We start from the raw sequence: 15,882 nt of genomic DNA on the forward strand, positions 1-15,882 counted from the left end.
ATTGGTTGTTCTTGTTCCGTGGTGGATCAAGAATCACTCGGCTCGGTTCGCCAAAGGCGATCAACAACATAGCCTGGGGTGAGACCGGATGAGCCCCAGCGAATCCGGGCGTAACCCCAGGTCCACGATCCACCGAAAACCCTCCCCCTTTCGATCGGCCGGCGGCTCTGCCGCCGGCCGATCGAAAGGGGGAGAGAGCGGGTTTGGCTTTCTTTCCCTGGGGTGGCGGTCACTCCGCTGCGCTCGTTCCCTGACCCCAGGCTATGTTGTGAATGCCCTTGGGGCAATTGCAGCGACCGGGAATCGCCTGAAGGCTAAAACACCAACGTCTATGCCCGTATCGTTCGTGTCGGACACTCTTTACGACAGGATTTCATCGACAACGCGTGCCGGTCGGCCTGCGGTCAGCAGTTCCTGGCGTCCGTTGTGGTGAAAGACCAACTCGTTCCAGTCCAATCCGAATTGGTGCAACAGCGTCGCCTGGTAGTCGTTGGGCGTCACCTTGTTTTCGACCGCGCGATGGCCGAATTCATCGGTCGCACCGAACGTCATCCCCGGTTTGATGCCTCCTCCGGCGAGCCACATGCTGAATCCCTGGCCGTTGTGGTCGCGCCCATGCTTTTCCGGCGCCCCCTGGTTTTGCGTCACCGGCAACCGACCAATTTCACCGCCCCAGTGAACCATCACTTCATCCAGCATGCCGCGTTGTTTCAGGTCCTTGACCAACGCTGCGGACGGCTTGTCCGTCTTGCGACAGATCGATGGCAACGCCGTGCCGAGGTTGCTGTGGTTGTCCCAGGGCTGGCCGTTGAGAAACAACTGCACAAAACGCACGCCCCGCTCGACCAGACGACGCGCGATCAGACAACGCGTTCCGTACTCGCGCGTTGCGTCGTCGTTGATGCCGTACAACTCGTGGGTTGCCTTGGTTTCCTTGGAAATGTCGAGAGCTTCACGGGCGGCCGTTTGCATCCGCGCGGCCAATTCATAGCTGGCGATGCGGGCCTCTAAATCACTGGCACCGGGGAACCGCTCCGCATGGTTTCGGTTAAGCGTTTGCAAGAAATCCAGGTTCTGACGCTGCGGCAATCCTTGCAGATGCGAGGGCGCATCAAGATTTAAAATCCGTGGCTCCTTGGGACGCAGGACGGTGCCTTGATAAAGTGCCGGCATGAACCCGCTGGACCAGTTGTTGGTGCCGTCAACGGGATGTCCGCCCGGGTCGGTCAACACCATGTAGGCGGGCAACTCTTGTGTCTCGCTGCCCAAGCCATACAACAACCACGACGCCAAGTGGGCTCGACCGGTCACACCGGGGATGCCACCGTGAAAGTAGCGGATCGACACTTCGTGGCCGTTCGCGCCGGTGTGCATGCTGCGGATCAAGCAGATGTCGTCGACGATCTCTGCCGTCTCGGGCAACAACTCGGATAGTTCGGTCCCGCATTGGCCATGCTTGGCGAACTTCCACCGCGTCCCCATCAGCTTCTTGCTGGCTTCGTTGACGAAACTGTAGCCGACTTCGCCTTGGTATTCGGTGCCGTCGTATTTGGTCAGCTCCGGCTTGGGATCGGTCAAGTCCATGTGTGACGGCCCGCCGTGCTGGAACAGCGAGATCATCGCCTTGGCCTTGGGCGGATGATGCGTCGGTTTCAGCCCCAAGTCAAACGTGGGCGGCTGCATGGGGACGTTTTTCGGTTTCGCAGCCAATTGTTCTTGTTGCAACAGCCAAGCCAGCGCGACCGAACCGATCCCCAATGCCTGGCGGTTTAGAAAACAGCGGCGGGTGAGCGTTTCATTCCACATACAAGAACTCATTGGAACTGAGGAGCGACTGACACAGATTGGTCATCGCTTGAGAGACACTTGTCCTGCCCGGCGGGATGGCCTCGGGCATCGCACCCATCATCCGAATTTGGTCGGCGATGAATTTGACGGCCAGCGCCAGTTCGTCGCCGCGGGGCTGGCGGTTGTAGGCGAGTTCCCAGGCACGAACGATCTGGCCGGGTACCGCATCGGTCGACTCGGCGGGGCCGGCGAATTGATCTTGCGAGCGAAACGCTTCATCCGCCCCAGATGGTTCCGTCAAACGGATCATCACCGGCCAGGTGAACGAGTCGGAAGTGTGGTTGGTTCGGCAGTCGGTGATGAAGTCGATCGTGTCGCCGGTTCGCAATTCAATGCGGTCGACCGTCGTCTCCACCGTGCCGTGCTGTGCGACCCAGTCCCCGATCAAACCTGATCGACTCGACACGATACGCCCCCGCACGCCATCGCCGTTTGTCGACGGATGATGCAAGGCTCCGCTGATCGCGATCACACCGTCACGCGGCGCCACCCAGCGACGAACGACCGATCGATCGACATCATGGGGATGTCCGCCGCCGGCGCTGAGGTGTGCCCAGCCGAGCTGGGTATCCGGCAGCGTTTCGCCACCACTCCAATGCGTTCCCGTCCAGTGCGGAAACGGCGTGAATTTGGTGCGTTCGCTGTCTTCGTCGAACCCGCCATGACCGTATTGCCACTGTGATTGCTTGGGAGCCGGCACTTGGGGAAGTGACGCCAACCGCTGCTCCGGCAACGCAACCGCTTCTTGCGCCGCACGGTCAGCCAGTTTGGCGGATTGATCGAGAATGAATTCCCCGTTGAGCAACATCAACGACTGGGTCGCCACTGTCGAACTGACTCGGTTTTCACAATTGGTTTCCATGACCGGCGCATCAAAGGTCTGCAACAGCGCGACGGGGCGGCTGCGGCGAGCCTGGACGTACAAACTGCGTCGCGATTGCGGCCCGTCGACGACGACCTGTCCGGTTTCGTCTTCTTTGATGTTGACCGGCGGACCGAACAATCGGCGATCGAGCGATCCCGACGCCACCAGCATCCGGTCGCGAATCGTTTCGGCTTCCAATCGGCGCAGGGTCCGCGCGTAGGGGTTCGCCGAAGTGGGGACAACGCTCTGCCGCCAAAGTGCCGAAGAGAGGATCAGGCGATGCAGCCGTTTGAGACTCCAGCCCTGTTCCACGAACTCGGCCGCCAACCAATCGAGCAGCCGGGGATCCGAAGGCATCGCACCAAGCTTGCCAAATTCACCGGGCGTGGCGACCAGCCCCTTGCCGAAGTGATGCATCCAAACGCGATTGACGATCACGCGAGAGAGCAACGGATTGTCGCGATCGGTCAACCAGTGTGCGAAGGCAAGTCGACGTCCCGTTGACGCGAACTCGGGGTCGTTGACCGGAAACTCGACCTGCCGGCCTTCCGGTGAAGCGACTTCCGGTGCAGCCGGCATGACGGTTTGCTTCGGTTGGCCGGGATCACCGCGGTGAAACAGTTTGGTTTCCGGGACGTGCCCCGCCGGTTCGACCAACGCCCGCAAAAATTCTTCGGTCGGCTTCTCGGCCCGCACTTCGGCGATCCGTTTGCTGATCTCGGCCAGTTTGGGTTTCGAATCAGGAATGTATTGGTACAGATTGCCGGGGGTAATATTGACGCTGGGGTTGGCCGCCAACAGTTTCTTCTGCTCGTCGTTTCGTTCCTTGGCAGGCGTTTGGTACGCCTGGCGGAGCGAAGTCCGCAGCGGTTCCTCGTAGTTGAGCAGTTCCTTGTCGAGTGCCTGCTTCATGTATTCGGCCTGCCGCTGGCTTCTCTCCTGCTCGATCTTCTTTGCTTCGATTTCCACCTCCGCGGAACGTTCGCGGTCGGCGGCGGTGTACAGCGAAACCAGACGTGCCCCCGGTGTCTTCCAGTCCTTCCAATCCAGCGCCGGTTCGAAAACCGCGCGGAGCGCGTAGTAATCGGTTTGCAGGATCGGATCGTAGCGATGGTCGTGACACTGGGCACAGTGAAAGCTCAACCCCATCAGCGACGTCCCGACAATCTTGATCGTGTCGATCATGACCTGATTGCGTGCTTCGTCATGATTGGCTCCGTTGCCGGTTCCATCGGCGGCCATCCGCAGAAAGCCGGTCGCGGTCAGCAATTCAATTTGTTCGGCCGTCAGATCGCCGTTGCGGGGACCGGCGAGTTCGTCGCCGGCGAGCTGTTGGATGATGAATTGATCGAACGGTTTGTCTGCATTGAGTGCACGAATGACCCAGTCGCGATACTTCCAGGCCCAAGCACGCTCGGGGTCGGCCACGGTATAGCCTTCGGAGTCGGCGTAGCCGGCGACATCCAGCCAATGTCGTCCCCAGCGTTCGCCATAGTGCGGCGAATCGAGCAGTTCGGTCAGCAGGTGGTCGTACCAGTCTTCCCGTGAATCGTTGCGCCAACGTTGTACCTCCTCGGCCGATGGCGGCAGACCGACCAGGTCAAAATAGACGCGGATGACCAACGTCGTGCGATCCGCCTCGGGTTCCAGCGGTACCGGTTGCCCCTCGCCGTCTCGTAACACGATGGAATCGATCGGGTTTCGGACGCGGGGATGGTCCGCCAGCGGCGGGGCCTCGTCGGTCGCGATCGGCTGAAACGCCCAGTACGCCCGTTCTTCGGGGGTGATCCCCAAGCCGGGGCCGATCGAATCGGGTTCCTTCCGTGCGGTGGGAGCGCCCGCCGCGATCCATTGCTTCAAAATCGCGGTCTCCTCGTCGGGGACGTTGTGATCTCCCGGAGGCATTTCACCGTCGATGACGCGTTGCAGCAGCAAGCTTTCCTCAGGATCGCCGGGCACGATCGACGCACCGCTGTCACCGCCCGCTTTCATCAACCGAACAAGCCGCAGGTCCAAGCCGCCTTCCAATTCCGCCGTCGCCCCGTGGCAATCAAAACAATGGGCGCGAAAGATCGGCCGGATGTGCTGCTCGTAAGTCAGCTTTTGCGTCGATGTTTCTTCCGCCGACGACGACCGAACACCGGTCAACGAAGTGTGCATGCAAATCAGCAGCACGATCAAAAACGATGTGCGGGTCATCGTCAAAATCTCGAGAGCGCGAGTGGGGTGGGATCGGAACGCTCGGCCGAACGAGTCGGCACGGCTTGAGTGCTTCGATTGAACCGTTAGCATACTCGAAAACCATGGCCGCCGTCACTGCAGCCTCCACCCCCGCCTCGCCCCTTCCGGTTGCCAGGCCTCCCCTGAAGAGCGACGGTGGCCGGTCCCAGAGTAACGGGTGTCGGCTCCGCAATGCCGTCGGCTCGGGGGGAGCAGCAAGACTCTAAACGGGGCAGTCCATTTACCGAATCTTTATCCACCCGGAGGGTTTCCGGCGAAACCAAAACCGGACCGGATCGGTTAAACACTGGATCCAGGTGCCAACTGTAACGACGAGTGATGGGGTTCGATTTGTGAAACAATGGTCTTTTTTCGGCCTTGCCATCTCCTTGCTCCTGCTCGTCATCGGAGCCGCCAATGGATTGATCTTTCGGTCTCAGCAGGCGAGCGTTCCAGCTCATGCAACGGAATCGGAGATCACCCATGCCAATGCGTCTGTCGATGCGCATGTCGATGCGTTGCAACTCAGCCTGACGGCAGCGGACGCATTCGCAACACGATCGTTGGACGAAACGATGGCATCACAAGAAGCCGTGTTAACCGATCTTGCGAGAGCGTACGGTGACGAATCCAATCCGACCTTTGCCCATTCATTTCTCTCGGCGTCGGACGTGACTTATTCGCAGTACGTTCAGAATCAGCACTATGGAAAAAGCGATCAGGCGGCAAAAGTCTTCTTTCGGCTCGGACAAGCGAGATTCCTGCAAGGAGATGGATTGTCGGCGATCGACTCGTTGAATCAATCGATCGCATCGCCATCCACCTCGCGTGATCCAAAACTTCGATCCCGCGTTCAGAATATGCGTGGTTGCGTTTTCGCGACTCTGGGGGACTGGGATTCGGCAATCGTCGACTTCCAAGAAAGTTTTACGTCGCTGGTGGGACAACCAAATTGTCGTCAACTTGCCGCGGTCGCATTGCGCAACCTTTGCTTTGCGACACAAGCTCAAGGTCTCGATGGCAAAGACTATTTGCAGAAAGCGATCGAGTTTCTGTCACCCTGGTCAGAAGCAACGTCGTTGACCATCGAACACGAAATGCTGGTCGACTTTCGTGCAGAACTCTATCTGTTGCTGCAGATGAACGGCGACCGAGATCAGGGGAAACGCGTTCTCAGCCAAGCTCGCGATGACCTCAACTCCTTGCTCGTCAAGTCTCAGAACTTGGCCAAACGCGAGGCCCATCGCTATCGATATGAAGACGCCCTGCGACGGATCGAGGCTTGCACGGGGGCGATCTCGAAGGCCGGCCAGGGAGACGCCGGTCCCGGTGTTGCCGATCATCAACCGATGCTGCAGTGGCGTCCGCTCGTCGATCTCAGGAGCGAGCTAGTCGCCTCCGACAGCTTGTTTCGCGGAACGATGGTCGCGGAATTCGAACCACAAGCGAGCTTTGCCATCGCGTGGTGTTCGTTTGATTGGACCGAAAAACTGGTCACGAACATCGCCAAACATCTTTGCGCCCGCGCCAATCTGATCGTCATTGCCGACAACGCGAATTCGCAAACGCGAGCCAAACGGGCACTCACCGCTGCCGGTATCGATCTCAGTCGTGTGGATTTTCGGGTGTTGGAAACCGAAGTGCCCTGGTTTCGCGATAGCGGGCCGATCGTCTCGACCGCACCCGGCGGCCAATCGATCTGGTTTGACTCGCTACTCAGCCGACGGAATACCGATTTCCGACCGATCTGTGATTCGTTGCCCGAACGAATCATCGATGACGGAACCACACTGTTCAGCCGCACGCCGTTGCGAGTCGAAGGCGGCATGATCCTCTCCAACGGACAAGGCTTGACAATCACTTCCGAAGCGATGCTGCGCAAGAACCAGGACTACGGTTTTTCATCTGATGCGATCACACGTGAATTGCAGCGCATTTGCGGGGCGAAAAAGCTGGTCGTCGTCAAATCGCTGGAAGACGAACCCACCTCCCACGTGGATATGTTTCTAACGTTCGTCGACCCCGTCACGGTGGTCGTCGGCCAGTACGCTGATCCTGACGATCCCAACACGGCGATTCTCGATGAGGTCGCCCGGCAACTTTCGAAGATGGATCACGAAGGGCAACGACTGCGTGTGCATCGTGTCCCAATGCCGAAACGAGGCGACAACCATTTCAGAACCTACACCAACGTCGTGTTCGCAAATGGGGTCTTATTGGTACCGTCCTACGCCGGCCACGAAAGCCTCGAATCAGAGGTCCGCGGCATTTACCATAAGCTCCTGCCGAACTGGGAAATCGTGTTCATCGACTGTTCACGTATTATCGAACTCGACGGCGCCCTCCATTGCCTGACCGCCAACCTCGGATCCTAAAAAGGTGGCGCGGGACTGAGTGTTGGTGTGCAGGCTTTAGCCGCCCCCTGTCGCTGCTACGCAGCGACCAGGAATCGCCTCAAGGCTAACAACCAACGGTCAGGGTAGCAGCTCAAAAGATTGCGTCCCGAACGGCTTTCCGTTGATCTGCAGCGTGACGTGATGTGTTCCCGGATAGAGTGTGTAGGTGGTCGCGTTGGCCCGCAAGACATGCCGCTTTCGCATCGAGAGGGATGAACCCGATTTCAGTGCCAATTGCTTGAGCTTGTGGACTTTGGGCGAGTGCTTTCCGTTGGCCTTCACGAAATCGATCACGTAGTCCACCATCAGCGATTCATCACGCCGCGCCGCAACTTCGAAGGATATGTCGATCGCTTCGCCCGGTCGAATCTTCGATCGCTTGAGCTTGTAACCGCTGACTTCGATCTGTGGATCGGGCCGAAACCCCAAGAAGGCGAGTGCCTCAGCGGAACCTTGTTTGACCAGCGTGCGGAGTGCATGCCTGCTGATCCAGCGTAGCTCTTTCTCGTCCTGCTTGGCTGCTTGTTTCCAGCGCTGAAGCATTTCCAAGACCAAGTCCGGATGGGACTTGGTCAAGTCGTTCAAATGATTGGCAACCGAGCGTGTGACGTAACGTGTCGGATCGGCATGCAACTGCTCGAGCAGCGGCAGCGGAGTGGTCACAGGAATCGACAGCCGCTTGGACCATGGCAGTTTCGGACGAGTCCCTTCGCTGACCAAGCGTCGCACGTGATAATTCTTATGGGTCGACCACTTTTGCAGTTCGTTCAGTGTCCGTTCGGGATGTCCGTTGAGAAACGCGCGAATCGCATCCTCCATCGAAAACCGCTGGGTCAGTGCCTTGAGTGTCCGCAGCGATCGATTGACGTGCTTCTTCTCCAGTCCGTTGCGAACGACAAATTCGCCCAACGGAGCAAAAATGAAGTCGCCAAAATCATCGTCCGTTTTGCGGGGATCCAACGGCGGCGGCATTGCGTCGGTGATCTGTTGTGCGGCGACCGCGAAATCCGGCGAAAGATGTTTTTCCAGCCGCTCGGCGAGGTGGACGATGCGTTCTTTCAACTCCAACCGCGAAAGCCCCTTCATCGACTCGCGGACAAAACGGTCGGAGTCAAACCGGGAATCCGCAGCGGCAAACAAGCCGGCGAGATACTCGATGCGTTCCCGATTGAACAGCTGGTCTTTGAGGCTGAATCCGGCCGAACCCTTCTCAGTTGGCATGTCACTTAGTCATCCAAGATCGCGCCGCTGGCGACGAATTGTTTGCGTTGATCGGGATCAAACGTCGCGCCCCGCAAATCGACAAGATAGAAATCGACGCCGGAAATGTCTGCCCCCCGCAGATCCGAACCACACAAATTGGCTTTTCGGATCGTCTCGGGGCTCTTGAAGTATTGCTCGTCAAAGTCGTCGGTATAGAACCCCGTCCGTGTACCGTGCGACGGATACGGGCTGCCGACCATACCGCAACGTGTGGATCCGAGATGAAACGTAGAGCCGCGCAAATCGGCATCGCGAAGGTCGCAGTCCTGCCAACTGATTTCCGCCAGCTTGGCGTTGATGAGTGTCGCGTCGTGAAAGTTGCATGCGGTCAACGTCGACGCCGTCATCGATGCGTAGGACAATCCGCAGTGCTGGAAACTAACCTTCGATGCGGTCACGGCGTCCAAGTTCAATTGCAAGAACTCTGAGCAATAAAAGTTCGCGTCATCGATCGTTGTGTTTTGAAAGTCCATCTTCAGAAACCGTGAATCAGAAAAATCCCCGCCGCGAACGTCCGCCCCATCGATGGCAGCCTCTTCAAACAGGACGCCGTGCGCGCGGACACCGGTCAGATCGGCGTCGATCAAATCGCAATGACGGAAACAACGGCCCGACAAATTCGCATCAGACAGGTCCGTATTGCGGAAACTGCCCGTGACGATATCCAGAACGGCGGGACGGACCTTTTCCGTGCCTTTCCGCTGACGATGCCTCTTTTCGCGGTCCTCAACTCGCGTTGCCACAGAATGATCCGGATTGCGGGACGGTTGGCTAAAATCGGCATGACGCAACACCGCACCGGAAAAGTCGACCGACCGCAGGCATGCCCCATCGAACTTGGCGCGAGTCAAGTTTGCGTTACAAAACCTGGCACCATTTAGATCTGCCGAACGCAAATCAATCTCCGGCCAAACCGCATTGTCGAACCGTCCTCCGCACAGACACAGCTGCTGGCCGGAGGGCTTCCATTGCGGATCGCAGAGACACAGCAACGTGGCAGACATTGCCGCGGACGAAGACCGTCCGTCGGCAAAGGCCTTACTCAGATTGAGAGTGATTTGATCACTCTTGTCAATCAACTTCGCAATCGACTGTAATCGCTCCCAAGGCCAGCGATACGACATCAATGCTTGCACCTCCGCCACATCGGACGAACGCAGACGCCCCACAAAACGCTCATTCGTAAACGCCATTGCGACATCGGCTTGGCTGAGAACCTGGCCAACCGACGCGGGCAAGACACCGGCCAGCGGAAACATCCCGAATGCCTCGGCCGAGTGCATCAACATCATGTCCGCAAGTGCTCTGGAGCGAATCTGATCGCCGATCCTGCGATGCACTTCATCGACGACGACCGACTCGATCTCACAGACCATCGGATCCGCAGCCATCCGGTCGAGAATCAATCGCCAAACCGCGGGCGACCCCGATGCGTATCGCAGATTCGCATCTTTCAGTCGGCTCATCACGCTGCAACACTGGTCGGGGTGCACGGCCAACAGATACTCGATGAAATCATCCCGCGACCATGCACAGAGGCTTAAGACCAGGTCACAGACGATCAGCTTACTCGTCACGACCGTGACCACTGCATCGCCCAACTCGAAAGGTTGGGATTCATCATCCAGATGCAGCCTGTCCGCTGCAATGGGTTCGGGAAACGCCGCGGCCAGATGCTTCAACGCCTCCGTCCTTCCTTCGCCCTCCAGTCGGACGCGAATCGGTTTTTCGCGCGTTAACAAGCCTTCGATCTGATCGACCAGCGGCGTAACGTCTCCGCTGATGGGCGAGACAACGCGCGGGGCGACGGGCGACGGGATGGGCTGGATCATGACACCTCCGAAGGACCAGTCATTGTCCGGACTCGGTTCCAGCAGAGCAAGGATTTTGCGGTGACAACGGCAAGTTTTCTGGTCAGCAGTCCCATCGAAAGAGGCAACGACCGGTGTTCGGTGCATTGGCATGGCGGGAAACCCCTCCCGGATCGTTGCCCGGCCTGTCGATCCAATCCGACCACACATGGGATCAGCCGTTTCGCGCGAGCGTACGGGCCTGTAGCACGAAGAAAAAGCACTAGGGCCCGTAGGCTCGCGCCAAACGGCTGATTCAATCGACAGGCCGTGATGCCACCTGCATTCAAATGGGAACCATCCGGCGAGATTGAGCACACGGCTTCCCCGATCGTTTAAAGTACCTACTGCTCCGCCAACTTTCAGATTGAGCGTGCCGCCGAAAAGGCGTCAGGCGTCCCTGGTTTCACTTCTCCTCGGTTTTTATTTCCTCGTGATTCATGATGATCTCATCGACTTCAACGAACAACGCGGCATCCGTGATCCGTGTCAAAGCGATTGACCACGTGACGATCGTCGTGGATGACCTGTCACGCAGCCGCGATTTTTATCGAGACCTGCTCGGGATGGTGGAAGTCGATCGGCCAGATTTCGGCTTTCCGGGACACTGGCTGCAAGCCGGTGCGACCCAAGTCCACTTGATCGAGACCATGGAGGGCAGCTCCGAGCCGGGGGGCGGGCTCGATCCGGACCAAGTCGCCTCGGGATTGACCCACCATTTTGCGTTCGAAGTGGACGACGCGGAGCTGGCACATCAAATCCTGCTAGCAGCCGGTGTGCGGATCCAAGGCGGTCCGCGAAAGCGGCCCGATGGATGCATGCAACTCTGGTTCTACGATCCCGACGGGCATTGCGTCGAGGTTTTCGATCGCACCGGCTCTACGCCTGAGTCGAGGCAGCAGCGATGAACGATGAAAAGCTTCCCCGATCAACCTCGCGTGAATTGACCTTCCGCAACGGTTCGGCAATCGGTATCAGCAATCGCTGGGAGAACGGTCAGTATTGTTCGATCCTCACGCGTCGAGGCATCGTCGGATGCGGCATCTACGACATGGCGACACCCACCGAGTTCAATCAAGCTATCGCCATCGCCAAGGGAACCCCCAGCGCCCCCCTGGTCGAACCCGAAGACCTGTTCGATGCAACCATCGTGGACGCGACGCCACAAGCCAAAGCGCTCGGAATTGAAATCGGAATGACCGGCCGCCAGGCCGTCGAAAAAATGCTTGCCGCGGAGTGAACGTCGGGTAAGCATCTTGCTTGCCACAGCAGTCAGCCGCCAGCTGGAAACCCGACCCAAGCTGGGAGCGTCCGCCACATGGGATCAACGCCGCAGCACTTCGTCGAACAGTTGGTAGGCCCGTTGCCGGATTGCGATCGGGAAGTCGTGGTCACAATCAGGATGCTCGACGCGAAGCCGATCGGGATGGCCCAGCAACGTGTAGACCGCGCCGGCCGCTTTGGCGATTCGATCCACGCTGGCGGCCTGAAAATTGCCGTCATGCAGTGGAGCGGAGATCATGACATGTCGGGGAGCGAGTGCACCGATCATCTCATGAAAGTCGAATGGGATCTGTTCCAGCCGACCACGATAGTCGGCCAGCCGGGGCATGTAGCGGGTTTGACACCAGCCCTGTTCGGGCAGCCAACGCGCCTCATCGCCGCCGTAATAATCGAGATACGAATCCAGACCGCAGCTAGAAACGATCACTTTGATGCTGTCGTCGAACACCGCGGTGTAAACAGCGTTGTGTCCGCCGAGTGAATGACCGATGCAACCGAATCCGCGGGCATCGACGAACGGCAGTGATTCCAACAAGTCTAATCCACGTATGTTGTCCCAGACCGCCTTCAACGTGCCGCTTTCCCACCCCAGCGATTGGAGATCGGGTTGGTAGTTGGCCAGCAACGGATAGCTCGGCGCAAGCGTTACATACCCCCGCTCGGCCAACTCACTGGCGTACTGGCGATTCGGCCTGGCGTCGCTGTCGATGACGACGCGGTGCCCGATCCGGTTGTCGGTCGGGTGCAAGCACAAGACGGCGGGCGTCTTGCCGGCCGGTTGCTTGCGAATCGAGTCGGGGATCAACAGGTAGGCGGGGACCCGCGAGCCGGGCTCGGACTGGTACGTGATCAGCTGCTCCAAGTATCCCGGCCGCTGGACGGCTGAGACGACTTGCATGTTCAGCGCGCATCGTTTCTCCGCACCGGGCAGTTGCCCCATCACTGATTGCATCCCCTCCACAATTGCTCGCCGGCGCTTGGACCAGTCGTCTGGGGTTTGGACGGGAACCGGCTGGCCGTGCGGACCGCGATACAGCAATAAGTTTTCACGCGGCAACCTGGCTTGGACAGCGTCGACCACCAGCGTGACATCCAATGGCCGCCCCACGTTCGATGCCGAACCCTGTCTTGCGATAGGAACTTGAGAACGCGACAACGTCCACTCGCCGACGATCCGACGTATCGAAGTCGGCTCAACGAGGGTGTAGCTCAGCCCGAATAGCAGCGAGCAAAGCAAGACGGTCCGCGGTTGCGTCGCTGCCGTCACCAGACGTCGGACCGCCCACGTTTTGCCGGACGCCGCAACGCCCGTTGTTTTTCGCTCGCTCATGGCAAACTCCCCCGGGTGCGTGTTACGCCCACGTGACCTTGGTCGCGATGTCTTCTCGTGCACTCGACGGCCAATCGCCGCTCAGATACCCCAAGTAGAATAACCCCAAGGCTCGGTCGTTGGGGGCAAGGCCCATGCAGTCGCGCATTTCATCGCTGATCGCAGCGACGTTGGTGGACCAGAAGCCTCCCACGCCATGGGCGGTGGCGGTCAGGTGCATGTTCTGCACCGCGCAAGCGACGGCCATGATCTCATCCAGCTCGGTAATTTTCCCGCTCTCCTGCCGTTTCATGCCGACGGCGATCACGGCTCCGGCACGTGTCGGGTTGACGCAGAACTTGTCATACTTGGCCTGCTTGAAGGACTCCGGCGGTGTGATCGCCTTGTAGGTCGCGGCCAGGAAGTTCGCCAATTCGTGTCGCGATTGCCCCTGGTAGACCTTGAACCGCCACGGCTGCGTCATGCCATGCGTCGGGGCCCAGTTCGCGTTTTGCAATATCTCTTCGATGATGTCGCGGTCGATCGGTCGATCAGACATCTGCCCCGGCTTGACCGTACGCCGGTTGCGAATCACTTCGGTAATCAAGGTGGGATCCATGCGATCTCAATCGAGTGAGTTTGGAGGTAGGTCTTGCGGTGATTCGTTCTGACGGGCTTTCAGCTTTTCCGCTTTGCGCTGAGCACGCTTGGCGACGTGGGCCGCCGCGATCTCTTCGATCGACATCACGACATCCGGACGTTCCTTGCCGAATTGCTTTTCATACTGGTTCTCGATGAATTGCGGCAGTGGCACCTTCCAGGGTTGGTCCGTGGTGTCGGCGTAATCGCCGAAACGCTTGGGACTGAGCCCCAATTCACGGGCCATTTGAATGTGGGCGTTGGACAATCGAAACTTCTTGCGGGCATCGATCCAGGGCAAGAACTTGTGGGGGATGCGTTGTTTTTTGGCCATGGAGACTTCGAGTGCGATCGTGCCGGCGACAGAGCATTGTGCCGCAGATGGGGACGGCGCCGCGGCGGGCGCCTGTGTGGGCGATCTATGGTGACGAAAATGCATCCCCAACGGAAGCGTCCGCCGCGAAGAAAACGAAACAGGGCGGAAAAGGCCGGTCAGCCTTTTCCGCCCGTCGTGGGTCAATCGTGCGATGAACTGCGACTACCAGCGAATCGTGAAGCGTGAGCTTCCGCCGCCGATCGTGATACCGCGACCGTAACCGTAGCCGCTCGAGCGCGAGCGATGGTCGTCCCAGTGCCTGGCCGGTGGGGCGGAGAAAACGGGCGGACGCGAAACCAGCTCGCGGGAGTAACGACAATCAGGCGTTCGCAGCGAACGAAGATCGTCTTGCAGGTGATGGATGTCGTCCTCGATCGCATGAAGTAATTGCTTCACATGAGAGGTTTCGCCATGAATGTGGCCATGACCGTGATAGGCCCGACGCTCGACACGGTCAAACACCGATTCCAAGTGATGGAACTTGGCATCCAGCTCCCGCAAGTCCGATTCCAGGTGCGCCAGACTTCCATGGTCATGGGCGACGTCGTGCATATGATCAGCCAAGCGACGCATGTCACGCGCGTCCTCGACCAGATGCCGGTACTCTGGCGTATGGCGATAGTGCCGCACTTCCTTCTCGATCTGACGCGACTTTCGTTCGATGTCACTGGCCAAGTCGTCGATGTGCCGGTAGGTGTCGGCGAACGCGGACGGGGAAACGAACGCGGCGAGCAATCCGAAAGTGGCAAACGTTTTTGAGAGAAGGGTCATTGAAGGGGGCTCCGTGAAAAGTGTCCAAACCAGCGGAACCAATTTCCGCTGGGATCAGACAAACGCAGCCGGCGTGCCGGGAACCGATCGGAAGCCCAGAAATGCAGGCAAAACCGAGGTTTCACCCGGTGTTTCACGGTGTTTCAAAAAAAAACGATTCATCAAGAAACACACCAGGTCAATCGCAATGAAGTCAAATCGACCACACATCACCACCGACGAGACGACACCTCTTTGACTACAAATGTTGTCAATCAGATAACGACTGAGAACGACGCGGGTTTCTGTAACAGCGCCGCCGCTGTTTCGCTTGGAGTTCAGGACAGGGCGTCCGTCTTTCCAAAACCCGAACCACGAGCAGTGACCATGAAACCCTTTCTCTCCATATCGTTTGCTGTGATCCTGACCTGCCTTGGCTCGATGGCTCACGCCGAAGCCCCGCGGGGCGACTCCACCCAGCCGATCACCACGGTCAAGCCAGACGTGATCGCCGCCGAGCCCACGATCTCCAGGACCGCTTTCCTGGACATGATGTACGACTACGAAGTCTATTCGGCTCCGGATGTCACCGGGCAAACCGAATTTGTCATCGTCGGCCGCGACGCTGACACCGGCACCTGGGACTTTATTCACCGCTTTCAGTGGACCGGCAGCGTGGACCACGGTTCATGGTCCGACAGGGGCGTTTGGAAGTTCACCACTTGGTGGAGCGCCCGCAACGCGGCCGAAAACCAGATCGACGACGGCAAAATCACCGACTATGAAATCATCGAACAAGCCGTCCAGCCGCAGTGGACCTACGAGGCCACGTTCCCCAAGCGTGCGCAAGCGGAAGACTTTGCCGATGAGATCGAATACTGGTCCAACGAATTCGGCGTGCCCCACATCACCAAGATCGTGCCGATCCACACGCTTACGTTTTCCAATACCAGAACACTCAGGTAGCCGAACCGGAAAGCCTTTGCGTTGTCGGTCGGCTCGAATGCCTGCTGAAACACGACGACATGAATCGCAAACCCAAAGGCAAAGGCGAGCGGTGTGCGCCGATGACGGGCCAAACG

12 protein-coding genes are annotated in these 15,882 nt (G+C 58.6%); 4 read left to right on the forward strand and 8 right to left on the reverse strand.

Annotated elements, in window-relative coordinates:
* Positions 1–360 precede the first annotated feature (360 nt).
* Both NZK35_RS09625 and NZK35_RS09630 read right to left on the reverse strand, forming a co-directional pair.
* A complete protein-coding gene (locus tag NZK35_RS09625; RefSeq protein WP_259632320.1) occupies positions 361–1,818 on the reverse strand; it encodes a DUF1501 domain-containing protein in 1,458 nt (485 codons plus the stop codon).
* A complete protein-coding gene (locus tag NZK35_RS09630; protein ID WP_259632321.1) occupies positions 1,796–4,912 on the reverse strand; it encodes a PSD1 and planctomycete cytochrome C domain-containing protein in 3,117 nt (1,038 codons plus the stop codon). The genes NZK35_RS09625 and NZK35_RS09630 overlap by 23 nt, the downstream gene beginning before the upstream one ends.
* A gap of 410 nt (positions 4,913–5,322) precedes the next feature.
* Here NZK35_RS09630 and NZK35_RS09635 point away from each other — a divergent pair, with 410 nt between their 5' ends.
* A complete protein-coding gene (locus tag NZK35_RS09635) occupies positions 5,323–7,308 on the forward strand; it encodes an agmatine deiminase family protein (protein ID WP_259632322.1) in 1,986 nt (661 codons plus the stop codon).
* A gap of 99 nt (positions 7,309–7,407) precedes the next feature.
* Here NZK35_RS09635 and NZK35_RS09640 read toward each other — a convergent pair whose 3' ends face one another.
* Entirely contained in the window at positions 7,408–8,550 is a 1,143-nt protein-coding gene (locus tag NZK35_RS09640; protein ID WP_259632323.1) for a hypothetical protein, read from the reverse strand.
* Positions 8,551–8,555: 5 nt separating this feature from the next.
* The gene (locus tag NZK35_RS09645) at positions 8,556–10,424 is read right to left on the reverse strand and encodes a pentapeptide repeat-containing protein (RefSeq protein WP_259632324.1); all 1,869 of its coding nucleotides are present in this window, start codon (positions 10,422–10,424) and stop codon (positions 8,556–8,558) included.
* A gap of 458 nt (positions 10,425–10,882) precedes the next feature.
* On the opposite strand from NZK35_RS09645, the gene NZK35_RS09650 reads away from it, so the two are divergent.
* Both NZK35_RS09650 and NZK35_RS09655 read left to right on the forward strand, forming a co-directional pair.
* Positions 10,883–11,350, forward strand: coding sequence for a VOC family protein (locus NZK35_RS09650; RefSeq protein ID WP_259632325.1), 468 nt, complete (start codon positions 10,883–10,885; stop codon positions 11,348–11,350).
* Complete coding sequence (locus NZK35_RS09655; protein WP_259632326.1) at positions 11,347–11,682, forward strand: YunC family protein; 336 nt, start codon at positions 11,347–11,349, stop codon at positions 11,680–11,682. Before NZK35_RS09650 ends, NZK35_RS09655 begins: the two co-directional genes overlap by 4 nt.
* An 84-nt stretch (positions 11,683–11,766) precedes the next feature.
* On the opposite strand, the gene NZK35_RS09660 is transcribed toward NZK35_RS09655, so the two are convergent.
* From NZK35_RS09660 to NZK35_RS09675, 4 genes are all read right to left on the reverse strand, one after another.
* On the reverse strand, positions 11,767–13,056 hold the full coding sequence (locus NZK35_RS09660) for an alpha/beta hydrolase family protein (RefSeq protein WP_259632327.1): 1,290 nt from the start codon (positions 13,054–13,056) through the stop codon (positions 11,767–11,769).
* A gap of 22 nt (positions 13,057–13,078) precedes the next feature.
* Positions 13,079–13,654: a nitroreductase family protein gene (locus tag NZK35_RS09665; protein ID WP_259632328.1), complete on the reverse strand. Its 576-nt coding sequence runs from the start codon at positions 13,652–13,654 to the stop codon at positions 13,079–13,081.
* Between the two features lie 6 nt (positions 13,655–13,660).
* Positions 13,661–14,008, reverse strand: coding sequence for a hypothetical protein (locus tag NZK35_RS09670; RefSeq protein ID WP_259632329.1), 348 nt, complete (start codon positions 14,006–14,008; stop codon positions 13,661–13,663).
* 204 nt (positions 14,009–14,212) lie between these two features.
* Positions 14,213–14,821 (reverse strand): hypothetical protein, encoded by a 609-nt coding sequence (locus NZK35_RS09675; protein ID WP_259632330.1) that lies wholly within the window; start codon positions 14,819–14,821, stop codon positions 14,213–14,215.
* A 366-nt stretch (positions 14,822–15,187) separates the two neighbouring features.
* On the opposite strand from NZK35_RS09675, the gene NZK35_RS09680 reads away from it, so the two are divergent.
* Positions 15,188–15,766 (forward strand): hypothetical protein, encoded by a 579-nt coding sequence (locus NZK35_RS09680; RefSeq protein WP_259632331.1) that lies wholly within the window; start codon positions 15,188–15,190, stop codon positions 15,764–15,766.
* Positions 15,767–15,882 lie beyond the last annotated feature (116 nt).

The organism is Stieleria sedimenti (assembly GCF_025060895.1).
GTDB classification, from domain to species: domain Bacteria; phylum Planctomycetota; class Planctomycetia; order Pirellulales; family Pirellulaceae; genus Stieleria; species Stieleria sedimenti.

Bases quoted from the DNA above. Each gene is read 5' to 3' on its own strand.
- NZK35_RS09625 (WP_259632320.1), bottom strand. From the start codon at position 1,818: ATGAGTTCTTGTATGTGGAATGAAACGCTCACCCGCCGCTGTTTTCTA.
- NZK35_RS09630 (WP_259632321.1), bottom strand. From the start codon at position 4,912: ATGACCCGCACATCGTTTTTGATCGTGCTGCTGATTTGCATGCACACT.
- NZK35_RS09640 (WP_259632323.1), bottom strand. From the start codon at position 8,550: ATGCCAACTGAGAAGGGTTCGGCCGGATTCAGCCTCAAAGACCAGCTG.
- NZK35_RS09645 (WP_259632324.1), bottom strand. From the start codon at position 10,424: ATGATCCAGCCCATCCCGTCGCCCGTCGCCCCGCGCGTTGTCTCGCCC.
- NZK35_RS09650 (WP_259632325.1), top strand. From the start codon at position 10,883: ATGATGATCTCATCGACTTCAACGAACAACGCGGCATCCGTGATCCGT.
- NZK35_RS09655 (WP_259632326.1), top strand. From the start codon at position 11,347: ATGAACGATGAAAAGCTTCCCCGATCAACCTCGCGTGAATTGACCTTC.
- NZK35_RS09660 (WP_259632327.1), bottom strand. From the start codon at position 13,056: ATGAGCGAGCGAAAAACAACGGGCGTTGCGGCGTCCGGCAAAACGTGG.
- NZK35_RS09665 (WP_259632328.1), bottom strand. From the start codon at position 13,654: ATGGATCCCACCTTGATTACCGAAGTGATTCGCAACCGGCGTACGGTC.
- NZK35_RS09670 (WP_259632329.1), bottom strand. From the start codon at position 14,008: ATGGCCAAAAAACAACGCATCCCCCACAAGTTCTTGCCCTGGATCGAT.
- NZK35_RS09675 (WP_259632330.1), bottom strand. From the start codon at position 14,821: ATGACCCTTCTCTCAAAAACGTTTGCCACTTTCGGATTGCTCGCCGCG.
- NZK35_RS09680 (WP_259632331.1), top strand. From the start codon at position 15,188: ATGAAACCCTTTCTCTCCATATCGTTTGCTGTGATCCTGACCTGCCTT.